Raw genomic sequence first — 18,443 nt, 5'->3', positions numbered from 1 at the left:
TCGACGAGGGGCTCAGTTCCAGTCGAAGCCCTGCGGGTCCGGGCCGAGGCGCTCGCCGGTCTCGACGGCGGCGATCGCGGCCATGTCCTCCGCGTCCAGCTCGAAGCCGGCGACGTCGAGGTTCTCCCGGATGCGGGACGGGGTCACCGACTTCGGGATGGCGATGACACCGCTCTGCAGGTGCCAGCGCAGGACCACCTGGGCCACCGTGCGGCCGTGCTTCGCCGCGACCTTCACCAGGGCCGGCTCGCTGAGCAGGCCCTTGCCCTGGCCGAGCGGCGACCACGCCTCGGTGGCGATGCCGTGCTCGGCGTGGAAGGCGCGCAGCTCGTGCTGCGGGAAGTGCGGGTGCAGCTCGACCTGGTTGAGCACCGGGACGACGGAGCTCTCCTTGAGCAGCGTCTCCAGCTGCGCGGTGCCGAAGTTGGACACGCCGACCGACTTGACCCGGCCGTCGGCCAGCAGCTCCTCGAACGCCTGCCAGATGTTGAGGAAGCTGTCGTGCATCGGGCGCGGCCAGTGGATCAGGTACAGGTCGAGGTACTCCAGGCCCAGCAGGTCGAGCGAGGTGTCGAAGGCCCTGCGCACCGCGTCCCGGCCCTGGGCGCCGGACCAGTCGCGGGTGCCGGAGTTCCACAGCTTGGTGGTGACGAACAGCTCGTCGCGGGCGACGCCGGCCTCGGCGATCGCCTTGCCGGTGCCCGCCTCGTTCTCGTAGATCGCGGCGGTGTCGACGGAGCGGTAACCCGCCTCGATCGCGGTGCGCACGGCCGGGGCGGCCTCCGCGTCCGGCACCTGCCAGACGCCGAAACCGAGCTGCGGGATCTCCGCGCCGTTGTTGAGGGTCACGTGGGGAATGCTGGTCACGAGAAGGGGTGCCCTTCAGGTCGTCCGATGGTTCCGTCATCGGAACCGGACTGAACGCTCCGCTATTCCCGGGGTTGCGCCGGTTCACCGGGACGAGTGAGTGCTGCTGGGAACGGAGGCCTGAAATGGCCACCCCGGCGGAAAACCCGTTGCGTGCGTCACACCGCGGTCGGGAACCTCCTCGCACCATGGACCAGCTCGAAACGCTCCCGCTCGCCGACCCCGGCCGCCCCGACCTGTCCTCCCCGACCGGATTCCTCCGCTGGCTGCGGCGCGAGCAGCGCGCCGGCCAGCACCTCGCCACGCTCTGGGGCGTGGCGGAGATGAGCTGCCTCGCCGCGCTCCCGGTGGCGCTCGGCCGCGGCATCCAGGCCGTCGTCGACCACGACCGCGGCGCGCTGTGGCACGCCGCGCTGCTGGCGCTGGCGCTCTCCGCCGGCCAGTCCTGCGCCACCGTGCTGCTGCACCGCCGGGCGGTCTGGAACTGGATCCGCGCCGCCTCCACCGTCCGCCAGCTGGTCGCCCGGCAGGCCTCCCACCTCGGCTCCGGGCTCTCCCGGCGGATCGCCACCGGCGAGGTGGTCGCCGTCTCCAGCGGCGACGTCGAGAAGATCGGCTGGTACGTCGAGCTGACCGCCCGGGTGCGCGCCGCCGTGCTGGTCTGGCTGGGCGTCAGCGGCGTGGTCCTGCTCCGGCGGCCGCTGCTGGGGCTGATCGTGCTGCTCGGCGTCCCGGTGCTCGCGGCGGCGGTGCTGCCCCTGCTCGGCCCGTTCGAACGGCGGTACACCGCGCAGCGCGCGCTCGGCGGCAAGGCCACCGCGCTGGCCGCCGACACCGTGGCCGGGCTGCGGGTGCTGCGCGGCATCGGCGGGGAGGAGCTCTTCCTGCGCCGGTACCGGGAGGCCTCCCAGCGGGTCCGGGCGGCCGCGGTGCGGACCGCCCGGATCAACGCGCTGATCCGGGCCCAGGAGCTGCTGCTGCCCGGGCTCTTCGTGGTCGGCGTGACCTGGTACGGGGCGGAGCTGGCGGCGCACGGGCGGATCGGCGTCGGCGAGCTGGTCGCGGTGTACGGCGCGACGGCCTTCCTGGCGGCGCCGCTGCGGATCCTGGGCGAGGCCGCGCACGCCTGGAGCGTGGCCCGGGTGTCGGCGGAGCGGGCGGTCCGGGTGCTGTCGGCCGGCGCGGCGGGGCGGCGGGAGGCCACCGCCGTGCTGCCCGCCGCCGACCGCTCCGACCTGCACGACCCGGCGAGCGGGCTGACCGCGCGGGCCGGGCGGCTGACCGCCGTGGTGTGCGGCGACCCCGACGTCGCGGGCGAGCTGGCGGCCCGGCTCGGCGGGGAAGCGGGGGACGGCACGCCCAGCGCCCGGCTGGGCGGGGTGCCGTTCGACGCGGTGGCCGCGGGCGAGGTGCGGGCGGCGGTGATGGTGCACGACAAGGAGCCGGTGCTGCTCTCCGGGACGCTCGCGGACCTGCTGGACGTCCCGCGTTCCGGGCGGGTCGCGGTGGAGGACGCGCTGGCCGCCGCCAGGGCGGAGGACGTGCTGGACGCGCTGGTGGACGGCTCGCCCGAGTGCGGGGGCGAGCCGATGCGGGCCCGGATCACCGAGCGCGGGCGCTCGCTCTCCGGCGGGCAGCGCCAGCGGCTGGCACTGGCCCGGTCGCTGGTGGCGGACCCGCCGGTGCTGGTGCTGGACGAGCCGACCAGCGCGGTCGACGCGCACACCGAGGCGCGGATCGCGGCGGGCCTGCGCAAGCTCCGCGAGGAGCGGACCACGGTGGTCCTGGCGACCAGCCCGCTGCTGCTGGACCAGGCGGACGCGGTCCACCTGCTGCAGGACGGCAGGGTCGTGGCGACCGGGACGCACCGCACGCTGCTGGCGCGCGAGCCCCGCTACCGCGCCGTCGTGACCAGGGAAGACGACGCCCCGCCCGGGGCCGAGGAGGAACGATGAAGGCACCGCAGGCGGCCGAGCAGGGGCCCGCGACGATGCTGCCGGTGGCGTCGGGGGCGACGGTGCGGGCGTACGCGCGGGTGCTGGTGCGCCGGCACCGGTGGGGGCTGGCCGGGGTGGTGGGGCTGCACACGGCGGCCACGGTCGCCGGGCTGGTCGGCCCGGCGGTGCTCGGCGCGCTGGTCGAGTCGCTGTCGGCGGGGACGGCCGAGGAGCGGATCCGGGGCGCGGTCGCCTGGTACCTGGGGTCGCTGGCGGTCGCGGCGGTGTTCAGCGGGCTGTCGGCGCTGCGCGGCAGCGTGCTGGGCGAGGCGGTGCTGGCCGACCTGCGGGAGGACTTCCTGACCCGCTCGGTCGCGCTGCCGCCCGGCGTGCTGGAGCGCGCCGGCACCGGCGACCTGGTCTCCCGCGGCACCACCGACGTCGACCGGCTGGCCCGCTCGGTCCGGGACGCGGTGCCGGAGCTGGCGGTCGCGGTGGTGTCGGTGGTGCTGGTGCTGGGCGCGCTGGTGGTGACCTCGCCGCTGCTGGCGGCGGCCGCCATGCTGGGCCTGCCCACGCTGCTGGTGGGCTCGCGCTGGTACTTCCGCCGCGCCCCGCAGGCGTACCGCGCCGAGTCGGCCGGGTACGCGGCGGTGAACACGGTGCTCGCCGAGACGGTCGACGCCGGCCGCACGGTGGAGGCGCTGCGGCTCGGACCGGAGCGGATCCGGCTGACGGACCGCAAGATCCACGCGTGGGTGGACTGGGAGCGGTACACGCTGTGGCTGCGCACGGTCTGGTTCCCCACGGTGGACGGCACCTACGCGATCGCGGTGATCTCGACCCTGGTGGTCGGCGGGCTGTTCGCGATGCAGGGCTGGCTGGACGCGGGCCGGCTGACCGCCGGGGTGCTGTACGCGCAGGCGCTGGTGCACCCGGTCGGGATGATCCTGCGCTGGTACGAGGAGCTGCAGACCGGCCAGGCGTCGCTGGCCCGGCTGGTCGGGGTGCGCGAGGTCGCGGACCCGGACACCGACGCGGCGCTGCGCCCGGACGGCCGCCGGGTCGAGGCGCGCGAGGTGCGGTTCGGCTACCGGGAGGGCGCGGACGTGCTGCACGGGATCACCCTGGACGTGGCACCGGGCAGCCGGGTCGCGCTGGTCGGGCCCTCCGGCGCGGGCAAGTCGACGCTGGGCCGGCTGCTGGCCGGCATCTACGCGCCGGGCCGCGGCCGGGTCACCCTGGGCGGGGTGCCGCTGGCCCGGATGCCCGCCGAGCGGATCCGCACCGAGGTCGCGCTGGTCAACCAGGAGCACCACGTCTTCGTCGGCACCCTGCGCGACAACCTGCGCCTGGCCCGGGCGGACGCGGACGACACCGAGCTGCGCGAGGCACTGGCCGCGGTGGACGCCGCGGACTGGGCCGAGGCCCTGCCGGAGGGGCTGGACACCGAGGTGGGCTCCGGCGGCGCGGCGCTGACGCCCTCGCAGGCGCAGCAGCTGGCGCTGGCCCGGCTGGTGCTGGCGGACCCGCACACCCTGGTGCTGGACGAGGCGACCTCGCTGCTGGACCCGCGGGCCGCCCGGCACCTGGAGCGTTCGCTCTCCCGGGTGCTGGAGGGCCGCACGGTGGTGGCGATCGCGCACCGCCTGCACACCGCGCACGACGCGGACGTGATCGCGGTGGTGGAGGAGGGCCGGATCAGCGAGTACGGCCCGCACCCGGCCCTGGTCGCGGCGGGCGGTCCGTACGCCGCGCTGTGGCGGTCCTGGCGGGACGAGCGCTGACGGAGGGCCGTCCGGGCCCCCGCAGGGGTGAACGGCCTTGCGCCGCTCGGGCGAGTCCCGGGCGGCGCGCCGGTCCGCGCCGGGGGGCGGGCGCAGACTGCCGCTGTGACCAAGACATCCGGTGGTTCCTCAGGTCCCCAGCAGCGCGGCGAGATCGCGGGCGTTCCGACCCGGTACATCGCGATCGCCGTGATCGTGGTGCTGGCGGTCTGGTTCCTGTTCGCCAACCTCGAGAGGGTGCAGATCCAGTTCTGGGTGTTCACGGTGACCTGCCCGCTGTGGATCGCCCTGCTGGCCACCCTGCTGGCCGGCACCGCGCTGGGCTGGCTGCTGAAAGGCCGTCAGCAGAGATGACCGCGCCGGCGGCTCCCCGGCGGGTAGAGTCGGACCGTTCGTGATCGACCGCACCGCAGGGGGCCGAGGATGTCCGTGCTGCCGACCCGGGAGGGCCTGGAGCCGCCCGTCACCGTCGACCGGCGCGAGGGGCCGTACGGCGAGGTGGTGCTGCGCCGGCGCGGCGGGCACTACGAGATCATCGCCAACGGCTGCTTCCTGATGGACACCGCCGACGGCCGCTCCGAACGGCTGCTGGTCCGGGCCGCGCTCGACCTGCTGCCGGGGGCCGGCCGGTCGGTGCTGATCGGCGGACTGGGCGTCGGCTTCTCGCTGGCCCACGCCGCCGCCGAGCCGCGCTGGGAGCGGATCGTGGTGGTCGAGCGGGAGGGCGCGATCGTCGACTGGCACCGTGCCGGGCCGCTGGCCGCGTTCTCCGCCGGTGCGCTGGAGGACCCGCGGGTCACGGTGGTCCACGCCGACCTGGTCGCCCATCTGGCCGCCGACGGGCCCGGCTACGACGCGCTCTGCCTCGACATCGACAACGGCCCGGACTGGACCGTCAGCGACGCCAACGCCGGCCTGTACGGCCCGGCCGGGCTGGCCGCCGCCCACCGGCGGCTCAACCCCGGCGGGGTGCTCGCGGTGTGGAGCGCCCAGCCCTCCGCCGCCTTCGAGCAGGCGCTGCGGGACGCCGGCTTCGCCGGGGTGCACACCCTGCAGGTGGCGGTCGAGCGCGGCGTGCCGGATGTCGTCCACCTGGCACGCCGCGCCTGAGCCGCCCTGCTACTTCAGGCCGTTGGACAGCGCGGTCATCAACTCGCCGTTGGCGGTGTCACCGTCGAACGACCAGATCATCGCGCCGGCCAGCCCCTGGGACTTGATCCAGGCGGCCTTGCGGGCGATCTCGGTCGGGTCGTCGTAGGTGTACAGCACCGTGCCGTTGTAGATGTACGCGTGGCCGGAGGCCGGGTCGCGGTAGATGGTGTAACCACCGCTCGCCGCCATGTCCTTGAGCTTGTGGTAGTCCTCGTACCCGTTCTCGTAGGTGCCCGGGGCCGGGCCGGTCGAGGTCTGGAACAGCCCGTTGGTGGTGCCGCGCGGCACGCCCGTCCAGCCGCGGCCGTAGAACGGGACGCCCAGGGTCAGCTTGGACTTGGGCGCACCGCCCTGCAGGTAGGCGTTGATCGCGATCTCCGAGCTGAACTGCCGGTCGGGCGTGCTCGGGTCACCGGCGGCCAGCTTGATCGCGGACTGCTGGTTGGTGGTGGTCTCCCAGGCGCCGTGGTAGTCGTAGCCCTGGATGGTGGCGAAGTCGAACGCCCCGAACAGGCCCGGGATGTCGATGCCCGCGGAGACCTTCGCCGGGTCGGCCGGCAGGAAGGCGCTCAGCGTGTAGTGCTTGCCGGTGGTGGCGCCCAGCGCGTCCAGCTGGCGACGGAACTCCTGGGCCAGCAGGGTGTAGTTGGCCTTGTCGGCGGGCTTGAAGACGTTGCCCAGGTGCCCGTCGGAGTTCGGCCACTCCCAGTCGAGGTCGATGCCGTCGAAGATGCCCGCGGCCGAGCCCGCGCCACCGCGGCCGTCGATCACCGGCAGGTTGCCCTTGATGTACATGTCGATGCAGGAGCTCACCAGCGCCTTGCGGGAGGCGTCGGTGGAGGCCGCGTCGGAGAACCACTTGCTGTACGACCAGCCGCCGATCGAGATCTGGATCTTGAGGTTGGGGTACTTGGCCTTCAGCTGCTTCAGCTGGTTGAAGTTGCCCGCCAGCGGCTGGTCCCAGGTGTCCGTGGTGCCGGCCACCGAGTTGCCCGCGTCCCAGCCCTTGCCGAAGTCGGCCCAGGCGTCACCGGCGCCGTCACCGGCGTTCGGGTCGGAGTCGTTGCCCGCCGCCTTGTTGGTGATGAAGCACTGCTTGGTGGTCGGGTGGATGTTGGCGAAGGCGTAGTTGAGGTAGTTGAGCTTCGCCGCGCTGCCCGAGGTGTCCAGCTTCTTCACGCTGTAGCCGCGGGCGTAGATCGACCACTGGGTGAAGTACCCGATGGTCGTCCCGGGCGTGGTGCCGCCCTGCTGGGTCTTCCCGGTCACCGGGCCGGAGGCGCCCGAGGTGTTGCCGGCCGCGTCCCGCGCCTTCACGGTGAAGGTGTACGAGGTGTCGGCGGCCAGGCCGTCCACCGTCGCCGCGTTGGTGGTCACCGTCTTGGCGATGGTCGAGCCGTTGTACACGTCGTACGCCACCACGCCGACGTTGTCGGTGGAGGCCGTCCAGCTCAGCGAGATCGAACTGGAGCTGGTGCCGGTCACCGACGGCGTCCCCGGGACGGTCGGCGGCTGGTTGTCGACCGGCGGCTGCGGCACGGTCAGCTGGGCCCCGCCGGAGGCCGCGGAACGGTTGGACGAGGAGTCGTACGCCACCACCGTGAAGGTGTGGGTGCCCACCGCGAGCCCGGTCAGCGACAGCGAGTTGGTCGCCGAGCTGCCCACCTTGGCCGCGCCGTCGTACACGTCGTAGCCGGCCACCGCGACGTTGTCGGTGGAGGCCGTCCAGGTCAGTGAGGCGCCGTTGGCGCCCACCAGCGAGGCCCGCAGGTTGCCCGGCACGGTCGGCGCCTGGGTGTCCGAGCCGGTGCCGTCGCACGGCTTGCCGTTCAGCTTGCAGTTCTTCAGCGGCGTGTACGCGCCCGAGTAGGCGATGTTGAAGCCGAAGTTGTACGAGCCGCCGGCCGGGATCGAGGTCTGCCAGCTCGGCGGCTTCACCGTGACGTGCGAGGACGCCGCGGTGTAGGTCGCGTTCCAGAGCGAGGCGACGCTGTTGCCGGTCGGGAGGTCGAACTCCAGCACCCAGTTGTTCAGCGCGGCCGAGGAGGCGTTGTTGACGGTGTAGCTGCCGCCGTACCCGGTGCCCCAGTCCTGGTCCTTGGTGAAGGTGGCGGTCGGTTCCGCCGCGTGTGCGGCGGTGGCGGGCAGGACGACCGCGATGAGCGGGACGAGCAGGCTCCCGACGGCGAGGAGGGAGAGGCGGTGCCGACGTCTGCGCATGTGTTGAGCTCCTGTCCGGGAGCGCGCCCTCACGGTGCGGCTCCACTACCTGTGGGGGAGGTGCCAGGTGCAAGGGCGTGCGCACTCCGGGCGGTTGGGGCAGCGCGGAGCGGAGGGTGCCTCGGGCCGTCGGGTTGCCGCGGAGGTCCTGTGCATTGGAGGGTAGGGACCGCGCACCCGACTGGCAATAGGTCTGGACCAACTGGCGGAGCGTGGACCTGACAGTGCGTCTGGCGCGGTCGGGTACGGGAACGCCGAGACCCCCGCACCGGTGTCGTGGCGACGGGGGTCTCGGGATGCTCGCTGTGCGGCCGGGTCAGCCGAAGGGGCTGTTGGCCGGGGGCTCCGGGGCGGCGGGCTGGGCCGGAGCGGCCGGGGCCGCGGGCGGGGCGGAGAGGTTGGCGAACGGGTCGAAGTCCGGCGGCGGGATGTTGACCGGGGTGCCCCTGGTCTTCGGCGCCTCGTCCCCGGCCGGGGCCTCGGCGGCCGGTGCCTGCGGGGCGAACGGGTCGAAGTCCGGCGGCGGGATGTTGACCGGGGTGCCCTTGCCGGGGCCGGCCGCCGGGGTGCCCACGGTCGGCGGGGTGGTCGGCATCGGCGGGGCGACCGGTGCGGGAGCCGCCGGCTGCGGGGTGGTGACGGTGCCGAACGGGTCCGCCGGACCGACCACGGTGCCGAACGGGTCGGCGACGGCGGCGGGCGCGGGGGCCGCGGCGACCGGTGCCGGTGCGGCGGCCGGCGCGGGCGTGGACGGCGAGGCCGACGCCGCGAACGGGTCGAAGTCGGCCGGCGGGATCGCCACCGGGGTGCCCTTGCCGGCGGCCGGGGCCGCGGCGGCGGTCGACGGCGCCTGCGGGGCGAAGGGGTCGAAGTCCGGCGGCGGGATGTTGACCGGGGTGCCCTTGGACCGGGGCTGCTCGTCCGCCGGTGCCGCCGCCGCGGGCGGCTGCGGGGCGAACGGGTCGAAGTCCGGCGGCGGGATGGCGACCGGGGTGCCGCGCCGGGCCGGGTCCTGCTCCGCGGGAGCGGCCGGAGCGGCGGTCGTCGCCGCGGGTGCCTGCGGGGCGAAGGGGTCGAAGTCCGGCGGCGGGATGGCGACCGGGGTGCCGCGCCGGGCCGGGTCCTGCTCGGCGGCGGGCGCGGGCGCCTGCGGGGGGAGGGCGCCGAACGGATCGGCGGGTGCGGCCGCCGGCGTGCCCGCGGCGGTGGCGGCCGCGGGCGGCTGCGGGGCGAAGGGGTCGAAGTCGGCCGGCGGGATGGCGACGGGAGTGCCGCGCCGGGCCGGGTCCTGCTCCTCCAGCGGCGCCGCCGCCTGCGCGGGCAGGGTGGCGTCGGTGGACGCGAGCCGCGGCGCGGGTGGGGCGGCGTCCACCGGTGCGGCGGGCGGCGCGGCCTGCGGGGCGACGGGCTCCGCGGTGACGGGCACGGGAGCCGGTGCGGTCTGCGGGACGGCGGGCTCCGCGGTGACGGGCACCGGGGTCGGCGCGGCCGGCGGCGGGGTGACGGGCGCGGCGGGCGCGCTCGGCGGCGGGGTGGGCGTGGCGGGGGCGGCCGCCGGCACCGCGGCGGGCGGGGCGGTGACCACGCCGTCCCAGCCGAGCTGGACCGACTGCAGCAGCTCGGCGAAGGCCTCCGTGTACAGCTCCCAGTGCTCGGCCTGCGGGGTGGACAGCTGCACGGTCAGCACCGTCGAGCCGTCCGGCAGCGGGAGGAACGCCTCCACGACCGAGCTGACCACCCAGCCGCGCTGGCCGTCCGCCGTGAGCGTGGCCGGCACCGGCGCGGTGCGCGCCTCCACCAGCAGCGCCGCCGGACCGGCGGGCAGCAGGACGGTCCACACCTCGGCGTGCGGCCGCTCGGTCGACAGCGCGACCGCCAGCTCCTGCACCGGCAGCGGGTGGCGGGCCAGCGACACCACCAGGGAGGCGCGCGAGCGCTGCCCGTCCACGGTGAGCGCGGACAGGCCCGCGTACTGCACGTCCGCGGCGGCGAACTCGTCGGCGAGGGCGGCGGCGAGCAGCGCCCAGTCGCGCCGGGCGGGGCGGGCCCCGGCGAACAACTCCTCGGCCACCTCGGTGAGATGGGCAGCCAGCGCGGTGCCCGCGCCGCGCACCGAGAGCGGGTGGAACACCGAGGGCACGACCAGCCGGGCCTCGACGCCGGAGCCGGTCGACAGTTCGTCGGGGGCGGCGGTGGCCCGCGGCGAGGCGAGCGCGGCGAGCGCCGGGGCGAAGGCGGGGCGGAGCTTGGCGTCGGCCGGCTCGGGTGCCACCGGCAGCTGGAACGCGGCGGCGGACGCCCCGTCGCCGGCGCCGAGCACCGGGCCCGCGCCGAGCTTGCCGCGCAGCGCGGCGACCGCCTCGGCGCCCGCGCCGGCCTGGCGGCCGCGCCGCGATCCCGTCTCGACGACCTGGCCGAGGCCGTGCACGGTCAGCAGGCCGGGGCCGCCGGGGCTGATCCGCAGCCCGAACAGGGCGTCGGCCGAGCGGTGGGCGGTGCGCCGGAAGCCGGCCAGGGTGGCGGCGGAATAGTGCGTCGCCCGCTCGCCGACCAGTGCGGCCCCGACCGCGTCCAGCGTGGCCGCGATCCGTTCGGCAGCGGCGAAGCCGTCCTGAGTCATGGCGCCGAGCCCCCCTCGCTCTCGGTGTGGACTGTCCAGCCACTTTCTATCAGAACGTGCTGACGGACCGGCACCTGGCGGTCACCGGCCGGTGGTCGGAGCCCGGGTCAGCCGGTGGCCAGCCGGAGCAGGGTGTCGCCCAGGCCGGGGGTGGCCAGCAGGGCGGTGAAGTCGTGCAGCAGCCGTCCGGTCGGGCCCTCGGGGGTCTCGGCGGCCCAGTACTCGGCGAGGTGCGCGGCCAGCGCGGGCTCGCGGGCGGCGGTGACGGCGAGCGAGACCACCAGCTCCTGCACCAGCTGCAGCTGCAGCTCCTCGCGCGGGACGGCGCGCTCGCCCAGCCAGTCCAGCGAGGAGATCTCCGCGTTGGCGATCCACGCCCGGACGGTCCGGCGCAGCGCCGGGCTCGGGTCCGGCACCGCCAGGTGCAGCAGGATCTGCTCGCCGGCCGCCCGCCGGACCTGGTCGATCACCGCGTCCGCGCCCGGGCCGGACACCACCGAGCCGCCGCGCAGCAGCGCGGTGAAGCCGGCCGCGTGGCTCTCCACGTACTCGAGGTAACGGCCCATCACCCGGTACAGCCGCTCGGAGAGCGGGCCGTCGGCGGGCTCCTCGAAGCGGCCGGCCAGCTCCTGGCCGGCCCGGCGCAGCGACTCCTCGTAGAGCGCCTGCTTGCCGGGGAAGTAGTGGTACACCAGCGGCCGGGAGGCTCCGGCGGCGGCCGCGATGTCGTCGATCGACACCTCGTCCGGCGGGTGGGCGCTGAACAGCTCCAGCGCGACGGCGATCAGCTGTTCGCGCCGCTCGTCCACGCTCAGCCGGCGCCGGGGTGCCCGTTCGGCACCGCTGCGCTGTTCCTCGGACTTGGGCGCCGCCGACGGCGTACGGGAAGCCATGCCCCAACCCTAGTTCCCCGGGGCGGGCCGCGAGGGCGGCGGGCCCGGGTTACGGAATCCTGACGCGCGGACGCCGGGGCTGGTCAGGGGACCTGTCGGCTGCTGGAATCAGAGGTGTGAGCGAGAGAGCCGGGGCGCCGGTCGGACGGCGCGTGGTGCTGGGGATGCTGGGGCTCGGTGCGGCCGGGGTGGCCGCCGGGCCGTACCTGCAGCGTGCCGTGGAGCAGGTGACCAGCCGGGACCCGACCGGGCTGGCCGACCTGCTGCCGGGCGGCGGCGGGTTCCGCTACTACTCGGTGGTCGACTCCGTCCCCGAGCGCCGCCCCGAGGAGTACGCGCTGACCGTGGACGGCCTGGTCGAGCGGCCCGTCTCGCACGGCTTCGCCGCGCTGCAGGCGATGGAGCAGACCCGGATCGTCCACGACGTGCAGTGCGTGACCGGCTGGCGGGTGCCCGCCGTGCCGTTCGAGGGGGTGCGGCTCTCCCGGCTGCTGGACGCGGCCGGGGTCCGGCCGGAGGCCACCGCGGTGCGGTTCACCTGCTTCGACGGCAGCTACAGCGAGAGCCTCACCCTGGAGCAGGCCCGCCGCGACGACGTCCTGGTCGCGCTGCGGATGCAGGACGGCCCGATCGGCCACCAGCACGGCGGGCCGGTGCGGCTGTACGTCGCGCCGATGTACTTCTACAAGTCCGCGAAGTGGCTGTCGGGCATCACCCTCACTTCGACCGTGCAGCCCGGCTACTGGGAGAACTACGGCTATGACGTCGACGCCTGGGTCGGACGGTCCAACGGACGCGACGACGCCCCGACCGGCTGACGGCCGGATCGCCCGCTTCGCGCGGGCCGAGCGCTGGGTGCACCGGGCCACCGCCGGCCTGATGCTGGTCTGCCTGGCCACCGCGCTGGCACTGTACTACCCGCCGGTCTCGCAGCTGGTCGGCCGCCGCCGCCCGGTCGCGGTGGTGCACGAGTGGTGCGGGCTGCTGCTGCCCGTCCCGCTGCTGCTCGGCCTGGCCTCGCGGGCGCTGCGGGCCGACCTGACCGCGCTCAACCGGTTCACGCCCGGCGACCGGGAGTGGCTGCGGGCCGTGCTGCGCCGCTCGCCGCGCCGCCCGGCGGGGAAGTTCAACGCCGGCCAGAAGCTGTACGCGGCGTGGCTGGCCGGCGCGGTGCTGGTGATGATCGGCACCGGGCTGCTGATGTGGTTCACCGACCTGGCGCCGCTGGCCTGGCGGACCGGTTCGACCTTCGTCCACGACTGGCTGGCCCTGGCGGTCGCGGTCGCGGTCGGCGGGCACGTGTACCTCGCGGTCCGCGACCCGGAAGCCCGGCGCGGGATGCGCACGGGCAGCGTGGACCCGCTGTGGGCCACCCGCGAGCACCCCGACTGGGACCAAGCAGCCCCGGCTCAGGAGGCCGGGAACTCCCGGTAGCGCCGGTACGCCTCCAGCCCGTCCGGGACGAACTCCCACTCGGCGATCCGCCGGTCGAGTTCGTCCTCGGTCAGCCAGTCGTGCCAGTCCACCTCCTCCACCTGCGGCGAGACCGGCCCGTCCCAGAGCGCCTCGTACACGTCGCAGAACCAGCTCATCCGGTCGCCGTCGGAGTAGAGGAACTTGAACAGCGGCCGGGGCTCGATCCCGGACACGCCCAGCTCCTCCTCGGCCTCCCGGACCGCGGCCTGCGGGTACGTCTCCCCGGAGGCGACCACGCCGCCGACGAAGCAGTCGTACGCGCCCGGGGCGAAGAGCTTCTCGGCCGAACGGCGGTGGGTGAAGATCCGGCCGCGCGGGTCGCGGACCAGGATGAAGACGCAACGGTGGGTCAGGCCGTCCCGGTAGGCCACCGGGCGGGTGGTGGTGCCGATCACCCGGTCCTCGGCGTCGACCACGTCCAGCAGTTCCTCGGCAGGGTTCGTCATGGTCGACCACGCTACCGAGTCGGCCCCGGGCCGGGCGGCGGATTATCGTTCCAGGTGACAGGGCGTTCGGAGAGGACGGCGGCGGTGACGGTGGAGATCTGGGGCGAGACGGCGAGCGGGTTCGAGCCGGTCCGCGAGGCGTTCGAACGCAACTTCCGCGAGTACGGCGAGCTCGGCGCCGCCTTCACCCTCTACGCCGACGGCCGCAAGGTGGTCGACCTGTGGGGCGGCGACGCCCGCCCGGAGGTCGGCGCCCGGCCCGCGCCCGCCGTCCCCTGGACGGCCGACACCGCGCAGGTGCTCCGCTCGGTCACCAAGGGCCTGAGCGCCGCCGCCCTGCTCCACCTGGCCCAGCAGGGCAAGGCCGACCTGGACGCGCCGGTGGGCGACTACTGGCCGGAGTTCCGGGTGCACGGCAAGGACCGGATCCCGGTCCGCTGGCTGCTCTCGCACCAGGCCGGCCTGCCGGTGCTCGACGTACCGCTGCGGATCGAGGACGTGATCGCCTGGGAGCCCGCGGCGGCCGCCGTCGCGGCCCAGGCCCCCGCGTGGGAGCCCGGCACCGCGCACGGCTACCACCCGCTCACCTTCGGCTGGCTGGTCGGCGAGGTCGTCCGGCGGGCCTCGGGCCGGTCGATCGGCCAGTACTTCGCCGAGGAGCTGGCCCGCCCGCTCGGCCTGGACCTGTGGATCGGGCTGCCGACCGGCGCCGCCGCCCGGGTCGGACGGCTGGTCGACCTGCCCGCGCCGGAGGCGGCCAAGGTCGGGCCGAACGGCATGAGGGTCCGCCCGAAGCAGTCGGTGGTCGACGCCTACCGGGACCCGATGTCGCTCACCGCGCGGGCCTTCACGGCGGTGCGGACCAGCGTGGACCTGAACGACCCGGCGGTCCAGGCCGTCGAGGTGCCCGGCGCCGGCGGCATCGGCACGGCGCGCTCGGTCGCCCGGTTCTACGCGGCGCTGATCGGCGCCGCCGACCGGCACGGCGGCGCCCCGGGCGAGCGGCTGCCCGCCGTGTTCGGCGCGGACACCCTGGCGGAGGCGATGGGCCCCGCCGTGCACGGGCCCGACCGCATCCTGATCGTCAACACCACCTTCGGCCACGGCTTCTTCCGCCACGGCCCGACCGCCCCGATGGCCTCGCCGGCCAGCTTCGGCCACCCCGGCCGCGGCGGCTCCCTCGGCTTCGCCGACCCGGAGCTGGGCATCGGCTTCGGCTACGTCACCAACGGCATGATGCCGGGCGTGACCGGCGACATCCGCTCCCGGACGCTGATCAACGCGGTCCGCGCCTGCGTCGGCGGTTAGCCGGGCGAGCCGGCGCAGCGGTGGTGGGCGGCGTCCACCGTGGACGGCGGGCGCACCGGGTCCGTCAGCGCGACGGAGAACGGCGCCGGGGCGCCCGCGCCGGGTCGCGGGCAGCCGCTCCGGCGGCAGGTCGGTGTGCGGCGTCAGATCAGCCCGCGCCGCGCCGCCCAGACCGCCGCCTGCAGCGGGGTGCGGACGCCGATCCGGTCGCACAGCACCCGGATCCGCCGGCGCAGCGTCCGGCTGGAGGTGGAGAGCCGGCGGGCGATGGCGTCCAGCGGGAGGCCCTCGGTGAGCAGCAGCAGGAGCTGGTGCTCCTCGGGCGCGAGCAGCCCGGCGGCGGGCCGCCGGGGCTGCGGCACGGGCAGTGCGGGGGACTGCGGCCGGGCGGGGGTCGGGGTCTGCACGGGGAGCCTCCTCGGTGGGGGTCGGGGCTGAACGGTCAGGACAGGACGGGCAGGTCGGCGCCGTCCCGGAGGAACAGCGGGATCCGCTCCAGCGGCGCGTCGACGGTCACGGTGGTGCCGCCCGGGTGGGCGGCGCCGGTCCACGCGCAGCGCCACTCGGCGCCGGCCGGCAGGTACACCGCGCGGGAGCGGGCACCCGCCTCGGTGACCGGGGCGACCAGCAGGTCCGGGCCGAGCAGGAAGGCGTCGTCGACCTCCCAGCTCGCCGGGTCCTCGGGGAACTCCAGGAACAGCGGCCGCATCGGCGGCACCCCGGTCGCGGCGGCGTGCCGGGTCTGCGCCAGCACGTAGGGGCGCAGCCGCTCGCGCAGGTGCAGGTAGGAGGCGAGGATGTCGTACGCCTGCTCGCCGTACGACCAGACCTCGTTGGGGCCGCCGGTCATCTCCGGCCCGAGCTCCGTCCACGGCTCGCGGTAGCCGTGCAGGCGGAACAGCGGGCAGAAGGCCCCGTACTGGAACCAGCGGACCATCACCTCGCGGTACGCCGGGTCGTCCGGGTCGCCGCCGTGGAAGCCGCCGATGTCGGTGGTCCACCACGGGATGCCGGAGAGCATCACGTTGAGGCCCGCCTTGATCTGGTCGCGCAGGGTGGCGAAGTCGGTGCCGATGTCGCCCGACCACAGGGCGGCGCCGTAGCGCTGCGCCCCGGCCCAGGTGGAGCGGTTGAGGGTCAGCACCTCGCTCTCGCCGGCGGCCAGCATGCCCTCGTGGAAGGCGCGGGCGTTCTCCCGGGGGTAGAGGTTGCCGACCTCCAGGCCGGGCCCGGCGTGGTAGCGCAGGTTGGCCTGGTGGCCGGGGTTGATCTCCGGCTCGCAGGCGTCCAGCCACCACACCTTGATGCCGTGCGACAGGTAGTTGTCGCGGACCTTCTGCCAGACGAACTCCCGGGCCTCCGGGTTGGTGGCGTCGTAGAAGGCGACCTGGACGGTGGAGGCGACGCCCTTGTCCGGCCACTCGGCGTGGGTCGGCGGGCCGTACTCGGTGCCGATCAGCAGGCCGCGGCGCTCCATCTCCCGGTGGTTCTCGCTGAGCGGGCTGACCGAGGGCCAGACCGAGACCATCAGCCGCACCCCCATCCCGTCCAGCTCGCGGACCATGCCGGCCGGGTCGGGCCACTCGGCGGGGTCGAGCTTCCACTCGCCGAGGTGGGTCCAGTGGAAGAAGTCGTTGACGATGACGGACAGCGGCAGGCCCCGGCGGCGGTACTCGCGGGCCACCGCCAGCAGCTCGTCCTGGGTCCGGTAGCGCAGCTTGCACTGCCAGAACCCGGACGCCCAGTCCGGGAGTTCGGGGGAGTGGCCGGTGGCGTCGGCGTACCGGGACAGCGTCTCGGCGGGTGCGCCGGCGGTGATCCAGTAGTCGAACTGCCGGGCGCTGTCGGCCACCCAGCGGGTGCCGTTGACGGCCAGCTCGACCCGGCCGATCGCCGGGTTGTTCCACAGCAGCAGGTAGCCGCGGTTCGAGAGCAGCACCGGGACGGACACCTCGGCGTTGCGCTGCACCAGGTCGACGGTGGCGCCCTTCTGGTCGAACAGGCCGTGCTGGTGCTGGCCGAGGCCGAACAGGCGCTCGCCGTCGTAGGCGCGGAAGCGCTGCTCCAGGCGGTGGTAGCCGTTGCCGGTCGGGGTGTAGAGCCGGGCCCCGGGCCACCAGAAGTGCGCCGGCTGCTCGGAGAGCAGCTCGCTGCCGTCGGCGCGCAGGAAGCGGACGATGCCGCGGTCGGTGACCTCGGCGGTGATCGCGCCGTTGACGACCCGGCCGACCGCGCCCTCGACCTTGACGGTGGCCCCGGCCGGCGGCGGGGTCTCCAGCAGCGCGCCGGGCAGGCCCTCGTGCAACTGCCCGCCGCGCACCGCGCGCACCCGGATCGCGTCCGAACCCCAGGGCTCCAGCCGCAGCGTCTCCAGATGGCCGTGGTACTCCAGGGCGCTGCCCGCCTCGCGCAGCACCCCCGGGCCCTCGGGCTTCTCCGGCGGCCGGACGGCGGGGACGGTCGGGTGGGTCACGGGGGGCTCCTCGCGCGGGCGGGGCGGGGCACGCCGTCGGGCACGCGGGCGCGACGGCGGGCGCGGTGGGGTTGGGGCCGGGGTGGATCGGCGATGCGCGCGAGCCGGTGGGGACTTACGGGTGTCGACGGGGCGTCAGAGCGGCCTGGGGGCCGGGCCGGTGCTCTCCCGGGGGGTCAGGACGGGGGAGAGCAGGGTCAGGCCGGTGGTGTGCTGGCGGCCGGAGGCCTGCGCCATCACCAGCTCGACGGCGCGCCGGCCCATCTCCTGGGCCGGGATGGAGACCGAGGTCAGCTGCGGGGTGGAGTGCAGCGCGACGTCGTCCGGGCAGATCGCCACCACCGAGATGTCCTCGGGCACGGCCCGGCCGGACTGCCGCAGGTGGTTGAGCAGGTGCGGGACGGCGGACTCGTTCTGCACCACCAGCGCGGTGGTGCCCGGCCGCTCGGCGAGGATCCGCGAGAGCGTGCCGGTGGCCGCCTCGTGGCCCACTCCGCACGGGCGGTGCAGGAAGCTCAGGCCCCGGGCCTCGGCCTGCTGCCGGAACCCGGCCAGCGTCCGCTCGGCGAAGCCGGTGTGCCGCCGGTACACCGACTCGGCGGCGCCGACCAGCGCCACCTCCCGGTGCCCGAGGTCCGCCAGGTGGTCGGCGGCGAGCCGGCCGGTGGCCTCGAAGTCCAGGTCGATGCAGGTCAGCCCGGCCGGGTCGGCGGGCAGGCCGACCAGCACCGCGGCCGCGCCGGTCTGCCGCAGCAGCGGGATCCGCTCGTCCTCCAGCTCGACGTCCATCAGGATCATCGCGTCGGCCAGGCCGCTCGCGGCGATCCGCTTCACCGCGGACGGGCCCTCCTCGCTGGTCAGCAGCAGGACGTCGTGCGCGTAGCGGCGGGCGGTGGTGGTGATCGCGATGGCGATCTCCATCATCACCGGGACGAACATGTCGGTCCGCAGCGGGATCATCAGGGCGATCACGTTCGACCGGTTGCTGGCCAGCGCCCGGGCCCCCGCGTGCGGGTGGTAGCCGAGCTCGGCGATGGAGCGCTCCACCCGCAGCCGGGTGTCCTGCGAGATCGACCGCTTGCCGCTGATGACGTACGAGACCGTGCTCGGGGACACCCCGGCGTGCCGGGCGACCTGGGCGAGCGTGACCATCTGGTGCTCCATCTCGCGACACTATCGCGCGCCGGTTGGTGAAGCGCTTCGACGATGTCTGCTGTGCGGCTCGATGCTGTCCTGCCGGGAGAGCTTAGAGACGCTGCTGGAC

General features: G+C 75.2%; 15 protein-coding genes. 7 read left to right on the top strand and 8 right to left on the bottom strand.

Annotation, left to right across the window (positions count from 1 at the left end; all coding sequences use genetic code 11):
• Positions 1 to 12: 12 nt before the first annotated feature.
• Positions 13 to 867, bottom strand: coding sequence for an aldo/keto reductase (locus ABEB06_RS08750; RefSeq protein WP_345696239.1), 855 nt, complete (start codon positions 865 to 867; stop codon positions 13 to 15).
• A 188-nt stretch (positions 868 to 1,055) separates the two neighbouring features.
• On the opposite strand from ABEB06_RS08750, the gene ABEB06_RS08745 reads away from it, so the two are divergent.
• The 4 genes from ABEB06_RS08745 to ABEB06_RS08730 all read left to right on the top strand — a co-directional run bounded on the left by ABEB06_RS08745 (position 1,056) and on the right by ABEB06_RS08730 (position 5,701).
• Entirely contained in the window at positions 1,056 to 2,822 is a 1,767-nt protein-coding gene (locus tag ABEB06_RS08745; RefSeq protein WP_345696238.1) for an ABC transporter transmembrane domain-containing protein, read from the top strand.
• Positions 2,819 to 4,591: an ABC transporter ATP-binding protein gene (locus ABEB06_RS08740; RefSeq protein ID WP_345696237.1), complete on the top strand. Its 1,773-nt coding sequence runs from the start codon at positions 2,819 to 2,821 to the stop codon at positions 4,589 to 4,591. Before ABEB06_RS08745 ends, ABEB06_RS08740 begins: the two co-directional genes overlap by 4 nt.
• Before the next feature lie 105 nt (positions 4,592 to 4,696).
• A complete protein-coding gene (locus ABEB06_RS08735; protein WP_345696236.1) occupies positions 4,697 to 4,945 on the top strand; it encodes a LapA family protein in 249 nt (82 codons plus the stop codon).
• 69 nt (positions 4,946 to 5,014) lie between these two features.
• The gene (locus ABEB06_RS08730) at positions 5,015 to 5,701 is read left to right on the top strand and encodes a spermidine synthase family protein (protein ID WP_345696235.1); all 687 of its coding nucleotides are present in this window, start codon (positions 5,015 to 5,017) and stop codon (positions 5,699 to 5,701) included.
• A 9-nt stretch (positions 5,702 to 5,710) separates the two neighbouring features.
• Here ABEB06_RS08730 and ABEB06_RS08725 read toward each other — a convergent pair whose 3' ends face one another.
• The 3 genes from ABEB06_RS08725 to ABEB06_RS08715 all read right to left on the bottom strand — a co-directional run bounded on the left by ABEB06_RS08725 (position 5,711) and on the right by ABEB06_RS08715 (position 11,476).
• Positions 5,711 to 7,963, bottom strand: coding sequence for a glycosyl hydrolase family 18 protein (locus ABEB06_RS08725; RefSeq protein WP_345696234.1), 2,253 nt, complete (start codon positions 7,961 to 7,963; stop codon positions 5,711 to 5,713).
• Between the two features lie 316 nt (positions 7,964 to 8,279).
• The gene (locus ABEB06_RS08720) at positions 8,280 to 10,583 is read right to left on the bottom strand and encodes a hypothetical protein (RefSeq protein ID WP_345696233.1); all 2,304 of its coding nucleotides are present in this window, start codon (positions 10,581 to 10,583) and stop codon (positions 8,280 to 8,282) included.
• Between the two features lie 107 nt (positions 10,584 to 10,690).
• A complete protein-coding gene (locus tag ABEB06_RS08715; protein WP_345696232.1) occupies positions 10,691 to 11,476 on the bottom strand; it encodes a TetR/AcrR family transcriptional regulator in 786 nt (261 codons plus the stop codon).
• A 164-nt stretch (positions 11,477 to 11,640) separates the two neighbouring features.
• On the opposite strand from ABEB06_RS08715, the gene ABEB06_RS08710 reads away from it, so the two are divergent.
• Together ABEB06_RS08710 and ABEB06_RS08705 are read left to right on the top strand one after the other, a co-directional pair.
• Positions 11,641 to 12,294, top strand: a complete 654-nt coding sequence (locus ABEB06_RS08710) for a molybdopterin-dependent oxidoreductase (protein ID WP_345701778.1) — start codon at positions 11,641 to 11,643, stop codon at positions 12,292 to 12,294.
• Positions 12,236 to 12,910, top strand: a complete 675-nt coding sequence (locus ABEB06_RS08705) for a cytochrome b/b6 domain-containing protein (protein WP_345696231.1) — start codon at positions 12,236 to 12,238, stop codon at positions 12,908 to 12,910. Before ABEB06_RS08710 ends, ABEB06_RS08705 begins: the two co-directional genes overlap by 59 nt.
• On the opposite strand, the gene ABEB06_RS08700 is transcribed toward ABEB06_RS08705, so the two are convergent.
• A complete protein-coding gene (locus tag ABEB06_RS08700; protein WP_345696230.1) occupies positions 12,886 to 13,398 on the bottom strand; it encodes an NUDIX hydrolase in 513 nt (170 codons plus the stop codon). The genes ABEB06_RS08705 and ABEB06_RS08700 overlap by 25 nt on opposite strands.
• An 84-nt stretch (positions 13,399 to 13,482) precedes the next feature.
• Here ABEB06_RS08700 and ABEB06_RS08695 point away from each other — a divergent pair, with 84 nt between their 5' ends.
• Entirely contained in the window at positions 13,483 to 14,706 is a 1,224-nt protein-coding gene (locus tag ABEB06_RS08695) for a serine hydrolase domain-containing protein (protein ID WP_345696229.1), read from the top strand.
• Positions 14,707 to 14,849: 143 nt separating this feature from the next.
• Here the strand turns inward: ABEB06_RS08695 and ABEB06_RS08690 are convergent, their stop codons facing one another.
• The 3 genes from ABEB06_RS08690 to ABEB06_RS08680 form a co-directional block, all read right to left on the bottom strand.
• A complete protein-coding gene (locus ABEB06_RS08690) occupies positions 14,850 to 15,113 on the bottom strand; it encodes a DNA-binding response regulator (protein WP_345696228.1) in 264 nt (87 codons plus the stop codon).
• Between the two features lie 35 nt (positions 15,114 to 15,148).
• Positions 15,149 to 17,179: a glycoside hydrolase family 31 protein gene (locus ABEB06_RS08685; RefSeq protein ID WP_425559589.1), complete on the bottom strand. Its 2,031-nt coding sequence runs from the start codon at positions 17,177 to 17,179 to the stop codon at positions 15,149 to 15,151.
• A 135-nt stretch (positions 17,180 to 17,314) separates the two neighbouring features.
• Positions 17,315 to 18,331 carry a LacI family DNA-binding transcriptional regulator gene (locus ABEB06_RS08680; RefSeq protein WP_345701776.1) on the bottom strand — a complete coding sequence of 339 codons (1,017 nt, stop codon included), beginning with the start codon at positions 18,329 to 18,331 and terminating at the stop codon, positions 17,315 to 17,317.
• Positions 18,332 to 18,443: the final 112 nt, after the last annotated feature.

Origin of the sequence: Kitasatospora terrestris (genome assembly GCF_039542905.1) — a bacterium.
Lineage (GTDB): Bacteria > Actinomycetota > Actinomycetes > Streptomycetales > Streptomycetaceae > Kitasatospora > Kitasatospora terrestris.
The sequence above is the reverse complement of the archived record's forward strand: the minus strand, read 5'-3'. Positions and strand labels throughout refer to the sequence as shown.